Raw genomic sequence first — 16,035 nt, 5'->3', positions numbered from 1 at the left:
AGATTCGTTAAGACCTTTGATTACGCAGCGATTAGCCTTGCTTCTGTCAGGCTGCGCCGTGCTTCCTTGCGCAGTTGGCTCCACTCCGAAGCCAATATGCCCAACATCACAACGTCGCGGGGCTCTCCGTTCTTGAGCACATGACCGCGAAGATAGCCCTCGCGCCGAAAACCTGTTGCGACTTGCGCTTTCAGCGCCGCGTCATTGTCCGCCATGACCTCGGCGAATACCTTGTGCAGCCCCAGTTCGCAAAAGGCGCGATCCAGGCCAAGCACCTGGGCGGCGCGACCAACACCGCGACCTCGCGCATCGGCTGAACCCAGGAACCAGTTCCAGCTCGCTCGGCGGTGATGACTGAGAAGGCCGGTGAGGGTGAGAAGCCCCGCCGCCTCGCCTCCCCGTGTGATCATCCAGCCCCGCATGTCCGGATCGGCGCGAAGGCTTTCAAACCAAACCGCGTGGGCCTCGCGACTGGGAAAGGCGGCGTCCGACATCCAGCGATCGACTTCCGGTTCAGAGCGCCACTGAAAAAGCACGTCCTCGTCGTCTTCTCGCAAATCGCGAAGGTCGATCATTCCCGCCGATTCCCCCTGATGCGCCGTCGGTGTAAAGTCTAAGTCGCGCGAGGCGGCGAGCCTAGGCCCCCGGCGATCAACCGCGCGACGCCTCGTTAGCCGCCGTTAAAGAGCTTCAGAATGATCTGAGGCGCGCTATTGGCGATCGACAGCGCCTGGGCGCCAAGCTGCTGCTTCACCTGCAAGGCCTGCAGGCGGGCGCTTTCCTTGGCCAGGTCCGCATCGACAAGGTTGCCCACCCCGGTTTCCAGCACGTCAGAGAGCTTGGAAACAAAGGTGTGGTGCGCTTCGATCTGTTTGGCCTGGGTGCCGATATTACCGACCGCCTGGTTCACCGCCCCCATCGTCGAGTCGAGCCGGGTCAGAACATTGGCGGCGTTGGTGACGTCGAGGATATCGTCAGTGGCCGTCAGCGTATTGATCGTGCCGCCAAGCGACAGATCCTGAAGATTGAGGGTGATTGACGTGGCGCCGTCGGAGTCGGCCAGGAAGGAAACGTCGGCCACGAGACTGCCATTCAGCAGGTTGGCGCCGTCAAAGGTGGCGCTCGACAACACTTGCGACAGGTTCTTGACCAGCCCCTGGAAGTCCGAGTTCAAGGCTTCGCGCGACTTCGTGGTCAGCGACGAATCCTTGGCCGCCACAACTTTTTCGCGCATCAAACTCAGCAGGTCTGAGATCGATTCGCCTGCGGCCAGGGCCACATCCGCCACCGAGCTCGCTCGGTCCAGGCTCATCTTGACCGCCGACAGCGCGTTCATGTCCGCGCGCTGTTCCTGAGCGATCGACCAGACGGCCGCATTGTCCTTGGCGCTGGAGACCGCAAGACCCGTATTGATGCGGGTTTGGACCCCCTGCATCTGATCGTTGGTCTGATTCAGGTTCTGCAGGGCGATCAGCGCGGGCTGATTCGTATTGACGCTAAGCGACATTGGCGGCCTCCGATCGGAAGTTTTTTCCGGGTTTGGTTTGCGCGCGCTAACAGCGAGCAAGCCCTCACGGAGCCGACCGTAGGATCAGAAGGTAAGGTTATGGTTAACGGAAATAAACCATAACGAATATGCCCAGCGACGCAGGGTCGCGGGCTACAGCAAACGCGCGCGACCTCAGGTCAGGCCGTCATAGACCGCGCCAGGATCATAGCCGGGGGCGTGTTTGAGTTTCAGCACGTCCTCGCGAGGCAGTGTCTGAATGGTTTCCCCGGTCCGACGATCGACCGTCTTGTAGATGAACGTCCCCTTGTCCTCATCCTGCTCGATCACCAGGCGAAGATCGCCCGGCTGTGGCTCGGCGGAGGCCGCGGCCGTCTCCGAAACGCCAACAGCGCCCACGGATGGCTCCGGGGCGGTGAATTTCGGATATTGGCCCGTTGGGACCGTGTCGGCAGCGGGGGCCGACAATGCGGCTTTGGTTTCCATTTCTCCTTGCGCCCGCGCTTTCGCGGAAGCGTCCTCTAAATAGGTTCTCCCCAACATCTAGCCTGACAAGATCAGGAGGCGGATCCACCGGACCCGCCTCCCCCTGTTCGTTAGCGGAACAGGCTCAGGATCGACGAAGAAGCTTGGTTAGCAATCGACAACGCCTGGATACCCAGTTGCTGCTTGGTTTGCAGCGACTGCAGCTTGGCGCTTTCCTTGGCCAGGTCGGCGTCAACCATATTGCCCACGCCGGCGTCGAGGCTGTCTTGCAGCTTGCCGACGAAGGTCAGATGGGTGTCGAGACCGGTCGAGTTCGTGCCCAGCGAGGCCAGCTTGTTGGTGGCCGTCTCCAGGGCCGACGAGACCGTGGTGATCATGGTCTTGGCCGAAGCAGCGTCGGTGAACGTCGCGGCGGTCAAGTTGAGGCCAGCCAGATTCAGGGTCTTGGCCGCCACAGTGAAGCCAGAACCATCCTCATTGGCCAGGAAGGTCAGCGCCGTGGTTGAGCCGTCAGCGATGCTGATGCCATTGAACTTGGCGTTGGAGGCCGCCTTCTCAATCTGATCGCGCAGGGACGTGAAGTCCGCGAGCAGAGCGTTGAAGCTGGCCGTATTGAGTGAGGTGTCGGAAGCGGCGAGAGCCTTTTCCTTCATCTTGCCCAGCAGGTCGGTGATCGTATCGCCAGCCGCCAGGGCCACGTCGATGGTCGACTGACCGCGTTGCAGCGAGTCCTTCACGGCGTTCAGCGACGAAGCCGTCGTGGACTGGATTTTCGCGCTCGCCCAGATCGCGCCATTGTCCTTGGAGCTCGCCACCTTCTTACCGGTGTTGATGCGCTGCTGGACCGTTTGCAGATCGGCGTTGGTCGTGTTGAGGTTTTGCAGCGCGATCATCGCGCCGGCGTTCGTGTTGATGCTGTTCAGCGCCATTACGAAAGTTCCTTTTCAAGGTGTGCCGACGTCATTTTGACTGCCGGGAGCTTTTTGCTCAGGTAGGTGAGAAGCAATGACCGGGCCAAAGTTTCCTACCCGGCGAAATCTCACAACACATTGAAAAGATGGCGTTATAGATCTGTTTACGACAAAGGCCCCCGGCAGAAACTGCCGGGGGCCTTTGTCGTGGGGCAATTATTGCCGGGCACTAGGCGCCGGGTAAAGGAGGCGCCGGGCGATCCTGAGATCGCCCGGCATGTCGGGTCACTTGAACAAGGACAAGATCGACTGCGGCGTCTGATTGGCGATCGAGAGCGCCTGCACACCCAATTGCTGCTTGGTCTGCAGCGACTGGAGCTTAGCGCTTTCCTTCGCCAGGTCAGCGTCGACCAAGTTACCCACCCCTGCGTCCAGGCTATCCTGAAGCTTGCCAATGAAGGTCAGGTGCGTGTCCAGACCGACAGAGTTGGTGCCCAAGGACGCCAGTTTATTGGTCGCCGTGGTGAGAGAGGTCGTTATCGTCGCGATCATCGTCTTGGCGGTCGCAGCATCGGTAAAGGTGTCCGTCGACGTCAGACCAATGCCCGCGAGGGCCAGGGTCTGGGCGGCGACGGTGAAACCGTCACCATCCGCGTTGGACAAGAAGGTCAGCGCCGAAGTCGTGCCGTCAGCAATGCTGACGCCGTTGAACTTGGCGTTCGTAGCCGCCTTCTCGATTTGATCGCGAAGGGACTCGAAATCGGCCTTCAGGGCATTGAAGCTGGCGGTGTTCAACGAGGTGTCGGAAGCAGCCAGGGCCTTTTCCTTCATCTTGCTGAGCAGATCTGTGATCGTATCACCAGCAGCGAGCGCTACATCGATCGTTGATTGGCCGCGCTGGAGTGAATCCTTAACGGCGTTCAACGAATTCGCTGTCGTGCTTTGTTGCTTGGCCATCGACCAGATCGCGCCGTTATCCTTGGCGGTGGCGACTTTTTTACCGGTGTTGATGCGACCCTGGGTTGCTGCAAGCTCCGAGTTAGTTGCATTGAGGTTTTGCAGTGCGATGAGCGCACCGACATTGGTGTTGATAGAGTTCATCATAGGTCACCTACCGTTTTGGTGGGATTTCTCCGGCGCGAACCGGCTTAGCATTTTGCCTATGATGACCATCGCAAGCGGCGGGCCAGCTTAACCCCCGCGAAGAAGAATATTATCAATTTGATTTTGTTGGGATATTTTGGCTTCGGGCCAAAAACGAAACCGCCCGGCGAATGCAGGATTCGCCGGGCGGCAGGAACTTCCTAAGGGGGCTGGGTAATTGTCGCCGGTCGACGATCAGGCGGCGTCGACGCGCCCGGCCAAGCCCTGCATGATCGTTCGATTGATATCGATCAGAGGCTCGAAATCTTCTTCCTTGCGCATGACCGCGCTTGAGTGGCGATTGACCCAAAGGCTAAGCGAAATGATGCTGGCGCGCAGTTCAGGCGCCAGGGAATTTTCCGGCAAGGAACAGTCAGTCGCCATCGCCGACCATACGCGTCGGTTCCAATCCAGCGCATCAATCCGCTTGGCGAAATCGTCTTCTTCAGCCTGAGACGCATCTATCAATGCGCGCGTCACCTGGCCGAAAAGACGATACTCCAGTTCACGCGGATTTTCCGCCCTCGTCGCCGCCTGCTGATAGGCCCGAAGAGACATGCCCCAACCTCTCGTCTTCGTATTCAATCAATTTTCGGCTCAACATGAGCGCCTTGTAGTATTCGCGCGCCATCACGTGTTTGGAGATCGCGATGCAATCGGCCAACACGGATGGATTTCTCACCACACTCATGAACTCATTCAGGCGCGTGGCGAAATCTTCGTAGAACCGCTCAGCGACGGCCTCCTCAAGATACATCATCATCACCGGAAAGTAGATGCGGCGCGATGGCGTCGTCACCTGATCCGGCTGCATGATGTCCTTTTCACGAAGGACCGACGCCTTGTTCTGGAGCACAAGAACGCCGCGCCGATCCCCATTCTGGACCACCGCACCATTCAGGACGAACTTCTCGCCGGGCTTCAGCGAAAGCTTCAAAGGCACGTTGTACGGCTCCCTGTCTGCGTCGCCACAAAACCCGGCCCGCCACGATCGGCGAGTCAGTCATAAACTATGATGGGCCGGGTTAACGCCGTCTTGCTAGCCCTGTGACCGTGAGCCGCAACTTAGGACTCAATTAAGCATACTGGCCCACTGAATGGTTAACTCAAAACCCGCAAGGCTTAGCGATGTCCCGTAAACGCGCCCTAGAGAGTTCCAGCAGCTCGCTGGCACAGCAACCGATCGAGGCGGGCGCCGTCGCCAAGCGCGGCATGGCGGGAACCACAATGGGCGACTCCGCGTCGTCGGAAGCCCTGGCGCGATTGGATCGCGCCGCCGCCGAGCTGAAAAATCGCAAGACAGCGCGACTTCTGGCCCAGGCGATCAACGCCATTCATGCGCGCGAGTACAAGAAGGCCGACGCCTTGGCGCTTGAGGTGCTGGCGAAGGACGATCGACAGGGCGTGGCCTGGCATGTTCTGGCCATCGCCCGGGAAAAAACCGGCGACTTCGTCTCTTCCATGCGCGCCTACGAGGCCGCGCTGCAATTGCTGCCCGACCAAGGCCCTGTCGCGGGCGACTTGGGACGCCTGGCTTACCGGATGGACATGCCGGAGATCGCCGCGAAATTCTTCGCTCACTATCGTCTGGCCAGGCCCGACTGCGCAGAGGCGGTCAACAACCTGGCCTGCGCGCTCCGTGACCTCAATAAATGCGACGAGGCCATCGAAATTCTGCGGCCCGCCATCCTGCAGGACCAGGGACAGCCGCTTCTCTGGAACACCCTGGGCACCGTAATGTGCAGCCTGGGCGATGGGCGGCAGGCCCTCACCTTCTTTGATGAGGCCCTTCGTCTCGACCCGACCTTTGGCAAGGGCTATCACAACCGCGCCTATGCCCGCCTCGACCTCGGCGACGCGCAAGGCGCGCTCGAAGACTGCGAGTCCGCCATCGCGCACGTCGACACCCCAGACGACCTGGCGATGATGCAATTCGCACGCTCCACCATCCTTCTGTGCGTGGGACGCGTCGGCGAGGGCTGGGCGGCCTATGAAAGCCGCTTCTCGCCTGATCTCAGCGACGCCCCGCGGTTCGTGATCGACGCGCCGCGCTGGTCGCCCGATCAACCCCTAGCCGGCAAGCGGATGATGATCTGCACCGAGCAGGGACTGGGCGACGAGGTCATGTTCGCCAACATGTTGCCCGACATCATCGACGCGATCGGACCCGACGGCTCGCTGTCACTGGCGGTGGAACGGCGCCTGATACCGTTGTTCACACGTTCCTTTCCCAACATCGAAGTCAGCGCCCACCGGACCATTGCATTCGAAGGCCGCGTAATCAGAACGGCGCCGAACGTTTCCGACTGGAGCAAGATCGATCAATGGGCGCCGATCGGATCGCTGCTTTCAACTTTGCGGCCCTCAGCGGAGGCCTTCCCAGACCGGCCGAACTTCCTGGTCGCCGATCCAGATCGCGTCGCCTACTGGCGCCAGCAACTCGAGGCCGCCCCCAAGGGACCTAAGGTCGGATTGCTTTGGAAGAGCTTGAAGCTGAACGGCGAACGCGCGCGGCAGTTCTCGCCTTTCCATCAATGGCGTCCAGTCCTCGAAACGCCCGGCGTCACCTTTGTGAACCTGCAATACGGCGACTGCGCCGAAGAGATCGCTCTGGCCAAGTCAGAGTTCGGCATCGATATCTGGCAACCGCCGGGCATCGACCTGAAGCAGGATCTCGACGATGTCGCCGCGCTATGCTGCGCAATGGATCTGGTGATCGGGTTCTCCAACGCGACCATCAATCTGGCGGGCGCCTGCGGCGCGCCAGTCTGGCTGTTGACCGCCGCAGCGGTCTGGACGCGCCTGGGCACCGACTCCTACCCTTGGTATCCGCAAGCGCGCTGCTTCGGCACCGAAGACTTCGGAGACTGGACTCCGGTCATGACGCGGGTCGCGCAGGCGCTGGGCGAAAAGTTCAAGGCCTAGGGAGGCCCGGGCCTATGATTCTAGCGATCCTGCAGGCGCGGATGTCTTCCAGCCGGCTGCCCGGCAAGGTGCTGGCGGATCTGGCCGGCGCGCCGATGATCCTGCGCCAGATCGAACGCCTCAAGCGCGCTCGCCGACTGGACCAGATCGTGGTGGCCACATCCTCTGAGCAAAGCGACGACGTTCTGGCGCGAACGATGGAACAGGCCGGTGTCGCCGTGCATCGCGGCGACCTGCATGACGTCCTGGGACGGTTCGGGACCGCGCTGGACCAATGGGGCCCCGCCGCTGACGTGGTGCGCCTGACCGCCGATTGCCCCCTGGCCGATCCCGAAGTCATAGACGGCACGATCGATCTGCACAGGACGAGCGGCGCGGACTACACTTCCAACGTCGCCGAGCCCCGCACCTTTCCCAAAGGTCTGGACGTTGAGGTCATCAGCACGCGCGCCCTGCGGACCGCCTTGTCCGAGGCGGCCGAGCCGTATGACCGCGAGCACGTGACGCCTTTTCTCTATCACCACCCCCAGCGCTTCCGATTGGCGGCCTACACGCAGAACCGCGAGGAAGGCGAGGTGCGATGGACCGTTGATCGCCCCGACGATCTGGGATTTGTTCAGACGGTCTATGAGACGCTTTACCCCGCCAAACCGGCCTTTTCCTCAGACGACGTGCGCGATTTCATGCGTACCCGCCCCGATCTGGCGCTTCTGGGCGGGGACCGCCGGATATGACCACAGCCGCCTTGCGAGCGTTGCACGAGGACGACCGTCAGACCCTGCTGGCCTGGCGCAACAGCCCCCAGGTCGCCGCCTACATGTATTCCGACCATCGGATCAGCGCCGAGGAACATGATCGCTGGTTCAACGGCTTGGCGGGTGACGCCCGTCGAAAATTCTGGGTGATCGAGCTTGAGGGCGTTCCGGTCGGCCTGACCAATCTTGTCGATATCGACTCCGCACAGGGCCGCGCGACCCTTGCCCGCTATGTCGCCGATCCCGCCGTTCGCGGTCGGGGCGTCGGCGGGTTCGCCGAGTTCAAGCTTCTCGACCATGCCTTTGCAACGCTGGGCCTGCGCAAGCTTTGGTCGGAGGTGCTGGCGACCAACGAAATCGCCTGGCGCCTGCACATGGCCAACGGGTTTCAGCGGGAAGCCTTGTTTCGGGCCCATGTCGTCAAGAGCGGCCAACCGGTCGACGTGATCGGCCTTGGCCTCCTGGCTGAAGAGTGGCGCGCGCTCCGGCGGGCCGCCCGCCAGCGCCTTGTCGACAAAGGGTACGCCACCGAAGCGCTCGAGGCTCCGATCGCGGACTGAGTCGCGACTCCTCAGAGACCTTTGCCAAGGGCGTCACGCCCTTGGCCGGCGGAACTCCCCAAGCGGTCGAAGGGTTGTGAAGGCAGCCAAGCCTTCAAAGCCAGGAGCCACCATGCCCGCAGACCTCGAGTTCGACAGCGCCGACGCCCAGGACCGCGCCGAGGTGCTGGATGAAACGCACCTGACCAAGGACGGTGAGGCCATCGCCAATTTCGATGACATTGACGATGTCTTCGATGTCACCCAGGAGGACGGCGACGCCGATGAGGACGAGGATCTCGATCCTGATGTCGTCGATGAAGCCGAGTTGGATGAGATCGCGGAGGATCTCGAATCCGCCCGCGACGACGTGGGCCAAGACGTTCTTCGCGAGCCGCTCGACGCCGTGGCCGGCGACGACCTGGATGTCGACGAGACCCTGAGCAGCGAAGATGATCGGCCGGCCGATTTCGAATCGATCTAGAGCAAGGCTCGTGAAATCGGACTCGCGCGCCTTGCTCCAGGTTTTTGTTTTCGCATCGTGCGGAAAACTGGCGTCCACTTTTCCGCACGATGCTTTAGCGGGCCGCTGACGGCTTCTGCGTCCCGGACGACGCTGCAAGGCGGCAATCCCGCAGCCCGGTTTCAATTGAGGACGCACATCCCCTTGCCAAGCGCGCGCGCGCCGGTAGTTTGGTCGCTCGTTTTGAACACTTGTTCGAAGGGCCGCGCGCCCGGGGCTGAGGATGGCAATGAGCCAGCGTTTCGAAGGCACTTCCGACTATGTGGCCACCGACGACCTGAAGGTCGCGGTCAATGCCTCCGTGGCGCTTGAACGCCCCCTCCTGATCAAGGGCGAGCCGGGCACGGGAAAAACCGTTCTAGCCTACGAGGTCGCCAAGGCCATGGGCGCGCCGCTTCTGACCTGGCACATCAAGTCGACCACCAAGGCGCACCAGGGCCTCTACGAATATGACGCCGTCAGCCGTCTGCGCGACAGCCAGCTGGGCGACGAGCGCGTCAAGGACGTCAGCAACTACATCAAGAAGGGCAAGCTCTGGGAAGCCTTTGAAAGTCCCGTGCGGCCGGTCCTCCTGATCGACGAGATCGACAAGGCCGACATCGAGTTTCCCAACGATCTGCTGCAAGAGCTCGATCGGATGGAGTTCTACGTCTACGAGACCGGTGAAACCATCGCCGCCAAGGTGCGACCGATGATCATCATCACGTCCAACAATGAGAAGGAGCTGCCGGACGCGTTCCTGCGTCGGTGCTTCTTCCACTATATCCGCTTCCCCGAGGAGGCGACGATGCAGGCGATCATCGACGTCCACTATCCGGGCATCAAGCAGAAGCTGGTGAGCGAGGCGCTGCGGATCTTTTACGACATGCGCAAGGTGCCGGGCCTGAAGAAGAAGCCGTCGACCTCGGAGCTTCTCGACTGGCTCAAGCTGCTGATGGTCGAGGACATCGACGAGAAGGCCCTGCGCGAACGCGACCCAACCAAGCTGATCCCCCCGCTGCATGGCGCTCTGTTGAAGAACGAGCAGGACGTCCACCTTTTCGAGCGCCTGGCCTTCCTGGCGCGCCGCGAAGGCTCCGGCGGGCGGCCGGGCCAGTAGACCGCGCCCGCGCGGTCTTACCGGAAATTCACTGGACGGACGGCACGGAGCCCCTCACCTTCCCCGCGAAATCAAAGGGATGGTCATGCGTCATTCGACTTGGATCGCCGCGATACTCGTAGGAACAAGCGCCCTCACCGTGGGCGGCTGCCATCGCGCCGAAAAGCCAAAAACCGAAAGGTCCGAGCATGGCCTGCGCCGCGAGCCGATCCGCGCCATCTCCAAGCTGGACTGCCCTGAACAGCAAGGCGAGCTGAAGCGGATCAGCGTCGCCGCCGACGGTCTGTCCTGCGCCTATGCCGGCGCCCAGGCCGAGGTTGTTTTGAGACTGGTGGCGATGAACGGCGGCGCGGCCGAGGACGTGCTGGCGCCCATCGAGACCGAGCTCAAGGCCTTGATGCCCGCCGTGAAGGCCCCCGCGACGCCCGAGACACCTGACAAAAAGCACGGCAAGAACAAGACCAGCATCCATCTGCCGGGCATACGGATCGACGCCAGCGACGACGGCGCCGACATCAAGATCGGCCATCTGACCATCAACAGCGACAATGGCGCGGCCGAGGTCAAGATCAACAAGAATGTCACCGTCCGCGACAACGAACGCAGCGAGAGCGTAACGGTCAGCGCCGACGATGATGAAGATGGCGACGTCAACATCCACGCCAGTGAAGAGGGCGCGGAAATCCGACACAGCAAGAACGGCGACGCCATCCGTTCAACCCTGATCCTGGCCAGCGACAAGGCGCCCAGCGGCTACCGCGTTGTGGGCTACGAGGCGCGCGGCCCCAAAGGGGGGCCGCTCGCCGTCGCCACCATCAAGGCCAAGAACCGCGATTCCGGCGACCATGACGTCTTCAAGGACATGAAGGCCCTCGTCCGCCACAACGTCGGCGGCTGACCTCAGTCCGCAACCGCGACGACTTCCATGACCTTGTAGGTCAGCGGACGTCCGTCCTCGTCAGTGACGGTGACATATTCGCCGGTCGCGAAGCGATGCTCGCCCAGCCGGTGAACGGGTTCGTCGTCGGCGCTGTCGGCGCTGTCATAGTCAAAGAACCATCGCGCGCCCTTGCGGGCCAGCAGACCGTCGGCCGCGTCCTCGTCCGGGGCGAAGCGGCGAACGCTGCAGGCGGCCTTGCTCTTGGCATAGGCCGTCTCGTCCAGATGGCCGTCGGCCGTCAGGGGCGCGGTCAGGGTATAGCCGCGATGGTCGTCGCCGCCGGCGAACTCGGTGCCAGGGTTGCGGGCAAGGCGCATTACGATGCGAGACAGGGACATTTAAGCCTCCCTTGTTTTGATTGAAATCTAGTGGGAGAGAAACAGCGACGGGCCGTCGGTGTTCAGCAGGCTGCGGGTCGTGCCGCCGAAGATGAACTCCTGAAGGCGCGGGTGCCCGAAGGCGCCGGCGACCAGGATATCAGCGCCGATGTCACGCGCCGTGCTCAGGAGCAGTCCGGCGGCGTCACCGGCGCCTTCGAGGGTGCGGATGGTCGTCTTGACGCCGCGAGCGGCGAGGAAATCAGCCAAGCGGTTAAGCTCGAAGTTTCGGGACGACGCGCCCGGTGCTCCGGCGATAACGACCGAAGAAGCCTTTTGCAGGAGGGGCAAGGCCGTGCGCATGGCCCGGCTGGCTTCCTTGCCGCCATCCCAGGCCACTAGCGCCACGCCGCCGACCTTCAAGCCGGGACGCGCTACGACGACAGGACGCTGCTCGTCGGCGACCAGTTGCTGGAAGGCCTCGGCCAGCGGCCCCTTGCCGCGCGCCGCGGCGTCGTCAAAGACGATGACGTCCGACAGACGCCCCTCCATCGCCAGGCCCGCCCAGACCGGCGAGTCGAGGCTGATCACCCGGGTCCGCGGATAACCGATCTCGGCGGCCAGAGCGCCGACGGCGCGAGCGCCTTCAACCGCGGCCTCCTTGAGACTTTCGAGCGCCGTGACCTGTACGCCGCCCATGAAACCCTCGCCCATCCAGGGCATCAGGTCGGCCATGTCGGCAGGCGCGTGGATACAGGCCAGTTCGGCGTCGAAGGCCTCGGCCAGCACGGCCGCCGAGGTCAGGACGCCTCGATCGCTCTGTGCTCCCGCAAGGGGAGCCATAATTCTAGCCCAGCTCATGATCGAACTCCTTTGGAGCGCATTTCCACAGGACAAAGCCCGCCCATCATTGATCTTTGTCAATCGATGGGTCAGTCAATTCCCCTCACCAAGGGGAACGATCTCGTGGCCAAAGGGCTGCATAGGGGCGCGGCGCCGCGCGCGTGGCAGAGGATGCTCTCCGGTCGGAGACTGGATCTGCTCGACCCGTCGCCCATGGACATCGAGATCGAGGACATCGCCCACGGCCTGGCCCGCGTCGCCCGCTGGAACGGTCAAACGATTGGCGAACATGGATTTTCCGTCGCGCAGCACAGCCTGGTGGTCGAGGAAATCGCGGCCCATATCAAGCCTGACCTTGAGCCCCGCTGGCGTCTTGCGGCCTTGCTACACGACGCCTCCGAGTATGTGATCGGCGACATGATCAGCCCGTTCAAGGCGGCCCTCGGCGTCAGCTACAAGGATTTCGAGGCGCGCCTGGAGGACGCCATCCATATCCGCTTTGGCCTGCCGGTGAAGACCCCGGCGCCGATCAAGAAGCTGATCAAGCAGGCCGACCGGGCCTGCGCCTTCTTCGAGGCCACCCAGCTGGCAGGGTTCGACCACGCTGAGTCCCTGGCCATCTTCGGCGCGCCGCCGGCCGGCTATGAGCTACAGATCACCCCGCAGCCGCCGTTCGAGGCCCAGGCCCATTACGTCCAGCGGTTCCATGACCTGTCCAGGGCCGCGGGCTTTGAGCCCTCGCCCCATGCCGTGTTCGAGACCAAATGACCGCCTCCGTCGTCATCGGGCTGTCGGCTGTCGTCGTCGCCATCCGCGACGGCGAGGCGGTCGTGCTGACCGTCCGCCCCCATGACGCGGTCACCGACATCGCCTCCCCCCTGCCCGGCCTGCCCTTCGGACCGTTTGACCCGGAGGGCCACCGCACCTTCGAGCTGGGCCTGCGGGCTTTCGTCACCCAACAGACCCGCTTCCAGCTGGGCTATGTCGAGCAGCTCTATACCTTCGGCGACAAGGGCCGCGACGCGCCGCGGGCCGAGGTCGGGGCCGGCGCGGCGCGCGTGGTCTCGGTCGGTTATCTGGGCTTGACCCCCGATGCGGTCGACACCGAGGCGCCCGACACTGTCTGGGCCCCCTGGTCACGGTTCTTCCCCTGGGAGGACTGGCGTCAGGGCCGCCCCGCCCTTCTGGACGAGGTCCTGGCTCCGGCCCTGAGGCGATGGGCGGGCGACGACCCGGCCCAGTGGTCCCGCGTCCGCCTGGCCTTTGCCCTCGATGGCGCGCCCTGGAATGAGGAACGCGTGCTGGAGCGCTATGAGCTGCTGTACGACGCCGGTCTCGCCCCCGAAGCGGCGCGCGATCAGGCCCGGGCCGACGGCGATGATCCGGGCGAGCCTGTCGCCCTGTCGGCGGCCCTGGGCGAGCCTATGATCTCCGATCACCGCCGCATCCTGGCCACGGGCCTGTCGCGGCTGCGCGGCAAGATCAAATATCGGCCGGTGGTGTTCGAACTGACGCCGCCGGAATTCACCCTCTCGACCCTGCAACGCACCGTCGAGGCGATCGCCGGGGTGCCGCTGCACAAGCAGAACTTCCGCCGCGTCGTGGAGCGGGAGGAACTGGTTGAGGGTCTGGGCCGCCTGGACGCGGAAACCGGCGGCCGGCCCGCCGAACTGTTCCGCTTTCGCAGCGAGATCCTCACCGCCCGCCCGACGGGCGGGCTGAGCCTGCCGCTGCTGCGGGACTGACGCCGCCCTACTCCGCCGCGCCCTTCACCGCGGCCGACGCCTTCTCCGCCTCCAGCCGCGCCCGCCACCTGGCTTTCAGCGTATGCGACGTCTCCCGCGATCCGTCCGGGCTCCAGCCGGGTGGTCCGAACACATAGCCGATCGCCTCGCGCGGGGATTTGCTCGACGCGACGTCCTTTCCGATGCCGACAAACTCGTGAAAGACATTGTGCAGTAGATTGAAATTGCCCAGGTTCTTCACCGTGCCATAGCGACAGGGCTCCTCCTCGACCTCGGGGATGAAGGTGCCGAACATCCGGTCCCAGATGATCAGGATGCCGGCATAGTTGGCGTCCAGATAGCGGGCGTTACGGGCATGGTGCACCCGATGATGCGAGGGCGTATTGAACACCGCCTCGAACCAGCGTGGCAGGCGCTTGATCGCCTCGGTGTGGATCCAGAATTGATAGACAAGGCTGATCCCCTTCTGGATCGCCACCATGGCCGGCGGGAAACCCAGGAACGACAGCGGCAGCCACAGCAGCCAGGTGCCGGCCACGCCGCCGGTCCAGGTCTGCCGCAGCGCCGTGGACAGGTTATAGTGGGTCGAGGTGTGGTGATTGACGTGACTGGCCCACCAGAACCGTCGCTCGTGGGACAGGCGATGAAACCAATAATAGGTCAGGTCCTCGGCGAAGAAGAGCACGACCCAGGCCCAGACGGCGGTCATCGGGATTGTGAAGATCCGGTGCTGCCAGATCCAGATCGTCGCGGCGAAGATCGCTCCGCCGGTGATCAGACCGGCGATGCTGCTGCCCAGCCCCATGGCCAGAGAGGTGGCGGTGTCGCGGGTCTCGTAGTTGGCCCGGGCCTTGCCCAGCCGGGCCAGGACGATTTCCAGAATGACCGCGAGCACGAAGAACGGGATCGCCAGCTGGACGGGATCGAAAGCAGGTTTCATGCGATGAGATCCTTCACGCGACCAGCGCCTGGGGCGGCCACAGGTCATCGGCGACGGCGAAGATCGGCCTGGCGTCGGCTAGCCGGACCGCCAGTCGGCCTTTGCGGGGTTTCAGGGCGGCGATGACTGGCCAGGGCGCGTCGCGCGCCACATAGCCGTCGCCGCGTCGCCACAGCACAAGGACCGTGTCGCCGTCCCGCGCCAGGGCGCCGGAGCCGTCGGCGGAAATCCAGGTCGCGTCAGGGTGATGATCGGGGAACTCCTCGGCCAGAAGCCCCGCGAGCGCCGACGCGTCGAGCGGCGGCGTGGGCCGGGCGATCCCCGCCCAGGCCGCGATCCCGACCAGCGCGGCGATCGCCAGCGCCGAGCCGATCAACTGAATCAGCATCGCCTTTTCCAAGCTGACGCCGTCCTCCCCTTGTTTTTTACAGGGTCGGACCATGGATGCCCCGCGTCAAGAGTGACGCCTGCGTCATGTTTGCTCGGCTCGGCTGAGCACTGGCCCCGTCAGCGCCCGCCCCCACCCCGTCCTTCGAAACGTCCGCTCCTGGACCGTGACCCGCAAGCCGCCCCGGGCCCGCAGGCCCGGGACGAAACCTGCTAGAACTTGCGCACGTACGCCACGGCCAGGGTGTCGGCGTCTTCCTTGGAGTTGGTGTATTCCGACTTGGTCCAGTCGGCCCGGATACCGTTCTTGTCGTCGAACTTGTACTGGGCGCCGACGCCGTAGTTCCAGCTTTCCATCGAGCCCTTCAGGGGCGAAGCGGAGGACGAGGCGTCGAACTTGGTCGTGCCGTAGCCGGCGCGGGCCAGAAGATCGATATGGGGCGTCACAGGCAGGAAACCCACCGCATAGGCCGCAGCCTGATGCTTGAGCTCAACATTGACCGGCGCGCCGGCGACATAGGTCTTGTCATCGGACACGCCGCCGGCGACTTCGCCCTCGACGCCGAAGTGGGGGGTCAGTTTGGCGCCCACGCGCCCCTGGATGACGCCGTTGTCGGCGCCGTCGGAGCGGGTCGAGCCATAGCCAACCGAGCCGTAATATTCCGGCGAGACCTGGGCATGCGACAGAACGGGGATAGCGGCGACCGACAGGGCGGCCAGGGCCGCCGGCATGAGGTTTTTCATTGTTGGTACTCCACGGACTCTTGCCCCTCAGCCCTCCCTGACTAGCGGCGCGATGCGGCCCCGATAGGGCCCTGCCGAGACCCGTTTGAGGCCTTTGCGTGTCGTCCCGGCAATCTCCAAGGCGAATGTGGCGACGCCAGAACGTTCCCCTTGGGAAGGCAAAAACTGGCGACGGTCACCGCAAGGCCGCACCCCCAGGGGAGGTGACGCCACCTGAAGGCGTGCTATGGA

The 16,035-nt window shown here is 63.4% G+C and carries 20 protein-coding genes; 8 read left to right on the top strand and 12 right to left on the bottom strand.

Annotated elements, in window-relative coordinates:
• Positions 1-20: 20 nt before the first annotated feature.
• From pseH (ACW18B_RS12530) to flbT, 7 genes are all read right to left on the bottom strand, one after another.
• On the bottom strand, positions 21-575 hold the full coding sequence (gene pseH, locus ACW18B_RS12530) for a UDP-4-amino-4,6-dideoxy-N-acetyl-beta-L-altrosamine N-acetyltransferase (RefSeq protein WP_492047378.1): 555 nt from the start codon (positions 573-575) through the stop codon (positions 21-23).
• Between the two features lie 95 nt (positions 576-670).
• Complete coding sequence (locus ACW18B_RS12525) at positions 671-1,507, bottom strand: flagellin (protein ID WP_492051700.1); 837 nt, start codon at positions 1,505-1,507, stop codon at positions 671-673.
• A gap of 174 nt (positions 1,508-1,681) precedes the next feature.
• The gene (locus ACW18B_RS12520; protein ID WP_492047377.1) at positions 1,682-1,906 is read right to left on the bottom strand and encodes a hypothetical protein; all 225 of its coding nucleotides are present in this window, start codon (positions 1,904-1,906) and stop codon (positions 1,682-1,684) included.
• Between the two features lie 197 nt (positions 1,907-2,103).
• Positions 2,104-2,922: a flagellin gene (locus tag ACW18B_RS12515; protein ID WP_492047376.1), complete on the bottom strand. Its 819-nt coding sequence runs from the start codon at positions 2,920-2,922 to the stop codon at positions 2,104-2,106.
• Positions 2,923-3,189: 267 nt separating this feature from the next.
• Positions 3,190-4,008, bottom strand: a complete 819-nt coding sequence (locus tag ACW18B_RS12510) for a flagellin (protein ID WP_492047375.1) — start codon at positions 4,006-4,008, stop codon at positions 3,190-3,192.
• A gap of 234 nt (positions 4,009-4,242) precedes the next feature.
• Positions 4,243-4,605 (bottom strand): flagellar biosynthesis regulator FlaF, encoded by a 363-nt coding sequence (gene flaF / locus ACW18B_RS12505; protein WP_492047374.1) that lies wholly within the window; start codon positions 4,603-4,605, stop codon positions 4,243-4,245.
• A complete protein-coding gene (gene flbT, locus ACW18B_RS12500; protein ID WP_492047373.1) occupies positions 4,553-4,990 on the bottom strand; it encodes a flagellar biosynthesis repressor FlbT in 438 nt (145 codons plus the stop codon). Before flbT ends, flaF begins: the two co-directional genes overlap by 53 nt.
• 185 nt (positions 4,991-5,175) lie before the next feature.
• Between flbT and ACW18B_RS12495 the strand changes: the two genes are divergently transcribed.
• From ACW18B_RS12495 to ACW18B_RS12470, 6 genes are all read left to right on the top strand, one after another.
• Positions 5,176-6,972 (top strand): tetratricopeptide repeat protein, encoded by a 1,797-nt coding sequence (locus ACW18B_RS12495; RefSeq protein ID WP_492047372.1) that lies wholly within the window; start codon positions 5,176-5,178, stop codon positions 6,970-6,972.
• Between the two features lie 14 nt (positions 6,973-6,986).
• The gene (locus ACW18B_RS12490) at positions 6,987-7,706 is read left to right on the top strand and encodes a cytidylyltransferase domain-containing protein (protein WP_492047371.1); all 720 of its coding nucleotides are present in this window, start codon (positions 6,987-6,989) and stop codon (positions 7,704-7,706) included.
• Entirely contained in the window at positions 7,703-8,287 is a 585-nt protein-coding gene (gene pseH / locus ACW18B_RS12485) for a UDP-4-amino-4,6-dideoxy-N-acetyl-beta-L-altrosamine N-acetyltransferase (protein ID WP_492047370.1), read from the top strand. The genes ACW18B_RS12490 and pseH (ACW18B_RS12485) overlap by 4 nt, the downstream gene beginning before the upstream one ends.
• A gap of 112 nt (positions 8,288-8,399) precedes the next feature.
• Positions 8,400-8,750 carry a primosomal protein gene (locus ACW18B_RS12480; RefSeq protein ID WP_492047369.1) on the top strand — a complete coding sequence of 117 codons (351 nt, stop codon included), beginning with the start codon at positions 8,400-8,402 and terminating at the stop codon, positions 8,748-8,750.
• A 268-nt stretch (positions 8,751-9,018) separates the two neighbouring features.
• Positions 9,019-9,888 (top strand): AAA family ATPase, encoded by an 870-nt coding sequence (locus tag ACW18B_RS12475; protein ID WP_492047368.1) that lies wholly within the window; start codon positions 9,019-9,021, stop codon positions 9,886-9,888.
• A gap of 85 nt (positions 9,889-9,973) precedes the next feature.
• A complete protein-coding gene (locus ACW18B_RS12470; protein WP_492047367.1) occupies positions 9,974-10,786 on the top strand; it encodes a hypothetical protein in 813 nt (270 codons plus the stop codon).
• A gap of 2 nt (positions 10,787-10,788) precedes the next feature.
• Here the strand turns inward: ACW18B_RS12470 and ACW18B_RS12465 are convergent, their stop codons facing one another.
• Together ACW18B_RS12465 and ACW18B_RS12460 are read right to left on the bottom strand one after the other, a co-directional pair.
• Positions 10,789-11,166 carry a hypothetical protein gene (locus ACW18B_RS12465; RefSeq protein WP_492047366.1) on the bottom strand — a complete coding sequence of 126 codons (378 nt, stop codon included), beginning with the start codon at positions 11,164-11,166 and terminating at the stop codon, positions 10,789-10,791.
• Positions 11,167-11,193: 27 nt separating this feature from the next.
• The gene (locus ACW18B_RS12460; RefSeq protein ID WP_492047365.1) at positions 11,194-12,006 is read right to left on the bottom strand and encodes a universal stress protein; all 813 of its coding nucleotides are present in this window, start codon (positions 12,004-12,006) and stop codon (positions 11,194-11,196) included.
• A gap of 105 nt (positions 12,007-12,111) precedes the next feature.
• Here ACW18B_RS12460 and ACW18B_RS12455 point away from each other — a divergent pair, with 105 nt between their 5' ends.
• Positions 12,112-12,756, top strand: a complete 645-nt coding sequence (locus ACW18B_RS12455; protein ID WP_492047364.1) for a YfbR-like 5'-deoxynucleotidase — start codon at positions 12,112-12,114, stop codon at positions 12,754-12,756.
• A complete protein-coding gene (locus ACW18B_RS12450; protein ID WP_492047363.1) occupies positions 12,753-13,733 on the top strand; it encodes an NUDIX hydrolase in 981 nt (326 codons plus the stop codon). Before ACW18B_RS12455 ends, ACW18B_RS12450 begins: the two co-directional genes overlap by 4 nt.
• Positions 13,734-13,740: 7 nt before the next feature.
• Here the strand turns inward: ACW18B_RS12450 and ACW18B_RS12445 are convergent, their stop codons facing one another.
• The 3 genes from ACW18B_RS12445 to ACW18B_RS12435 all read right to left on the bottom strand — a co-directional run bounded on the left by ACW18B_RS12445 (position 13,741) and on the right by ACW18B_RS12435 (position 15,804).
• The gene (locus ACW18B_RS12445; RefSeq protein WP_492047362.1) at positions 13,741-14,673 is read right to left on the bottom strand and encodes a sterol desaturase family protein; all 933 of its coding nucleotides are present in this window, start codon (positions 14,671-14,673) and stop codon (positions 13,741-13,743) included.
• Positions 14,674-14,686: 13 nt separating this feature from the next.
• Positions 14,687-15,061 (bottom strand): hypothetical protein, encoded by a 375-nt coding sequence (locus tag ACW18B_RS12440; protein ID WP_492047361.1) that lies wholly within the window; start codon positions 15,059-15,061, stop codon positions 14,687-14,689.
• A 212-nt stretch (positions 15,062-15,273) separates the two neighbouring features.
• The gene (locus ACW18B_RS12435; RefSeq protein ID WP_492047360.1) at positions 15,274-15,804 is read right to left on the bottom strand and encodes a porin family protein; all 531 of its coding nucleotides are present in this window, start codon (positions 15,802-15,804) and stop codon (positions 15,274-15,276) included.
• Positions 15,805-16,035 lie beyond the last annotated feature (231 nt).

This window comes from Caulobacter sp. FV2ps19 (assembly GCF_058681035.1).
Note: the sequence above shows the minus strand (reverse complement) of the source record. Positions and strands in the feature narration are given on the sequence as shown.

Coding starts and splice junctions, on each gene's coding strand:
- pseH (WP_492047378.1), bottom strand. CDS start 575: ATGATCGACCTTCGCGATTTGCGAGAAGACGACGAGGACGTGCTTTTT.
- ACW18B_RS12525 (WP_492051700.1), bottom strand. CDS start 1,507: ATGTCGCTTAGCGTCAATACGAATCAGCCCGCGCTGATCGCCCTGCAG.
- ACW18B_RS12515 (WP_492047376.1), bottom strand. CDS start 2,922: ATGGCGCTGAACAGCATCAACACGAACGCCGGCGCGATGATCGCGCTG.
- ACW18B_RS12510 (WP_492047375.1), bottom strand. CDS start 4,008: ATGATGAACTCTATCAACACCAATGTCGGTGCGCTCATCGCACTGCAA.
- flaF (WP_492047374.1), bottom strand. CDS start 4,605: ATGTCTCTTCGGGCCTATCAGCAGGCGGCGACGAGGGCGGAAAATCCG.
- ACW18B_RS12495 (WP_492047372.1), top strand. CDS start 5,176: ATGTCCCGTAAACGCGCCCTAGAGAGTTCCAGCAGCTCGCTGGCACAG.
- ACW18B_RS12490 (WP_492047371.1), top strand. CDS start 6,987: ATGATTCTAGCGATCCTGCAGGCGCGGATGTCTTCCAGCCGGCTGCCC.
- pseH (WP_492047370.1), top strand. CDS start 7,703: ATGACCACAGCCGCCTTGCGAGCGTTGCACGAGGACGACCGTCAGACC.
- ACW18B_RS12480 (WP_492047369.1), top strand. CDS start 8,400: ATGCCCGCAGACCTCGAGTTCGACAGCGCCGACGCCCAGGACCGCGCC.
- ACW18B_RS12475 (WP_492047368.1), top strand. CDS start 9,019: ATGAGCCAGCGTTTCGAAGGCACTTCCGACTATGTGGCCACCGACGAC.
- ACW18B_RS12470 (WP_492047367.1), top strand. CDS start 9,974: ATGCGTCATTCGACTTGGATCGCCGCGATACTCGTAGGAACAAGCGCC.
- ACW18B_RS12465 (WP_492047366.1), bottom strand. CDS start 11,166: ATGTCCCTGTCTCGCATCGTAATGCGCCTTGCCCGCAACCCTGGCACC.
- ACW18B_RS12460 (WP_492047365.1), bottom strand. CDS start 12,006: ATGAGCTGGGCTAGAATTATGGCTCCCCTTGCGGGAGCACAGAGCGAT.
- ACW18B_RS12450 (WP_492047363.1), top strand. CDS start 12,753: ATGACCGCCTCCGTCGTCATCGGGCTGTCGGCTGTCGTCGTCGCCATC.
- ACW18B_RS12445 (WP_492047362.1), bottom strand. CDS start 14,673: ATGAAACCTGCTTTCGATCCCGTCCAGCTGGCGATCCCGTTCTTCGTG.
- ACW18B_RS12440 (WP_492047361.1), bottom strand. CDS start 15,061: ATGCTGATTCAGTTGATCGGCTCGGCGCTGGCGATCGCCGCGCTGGTC.
- ACW18B_RS12435 (WP_492047360.1), bottom strand. CDS start 15,804: ATGAAAAACCTCATGCCGGCGGCCCTGGCCGCCCTGTCGGTCGCCGCT.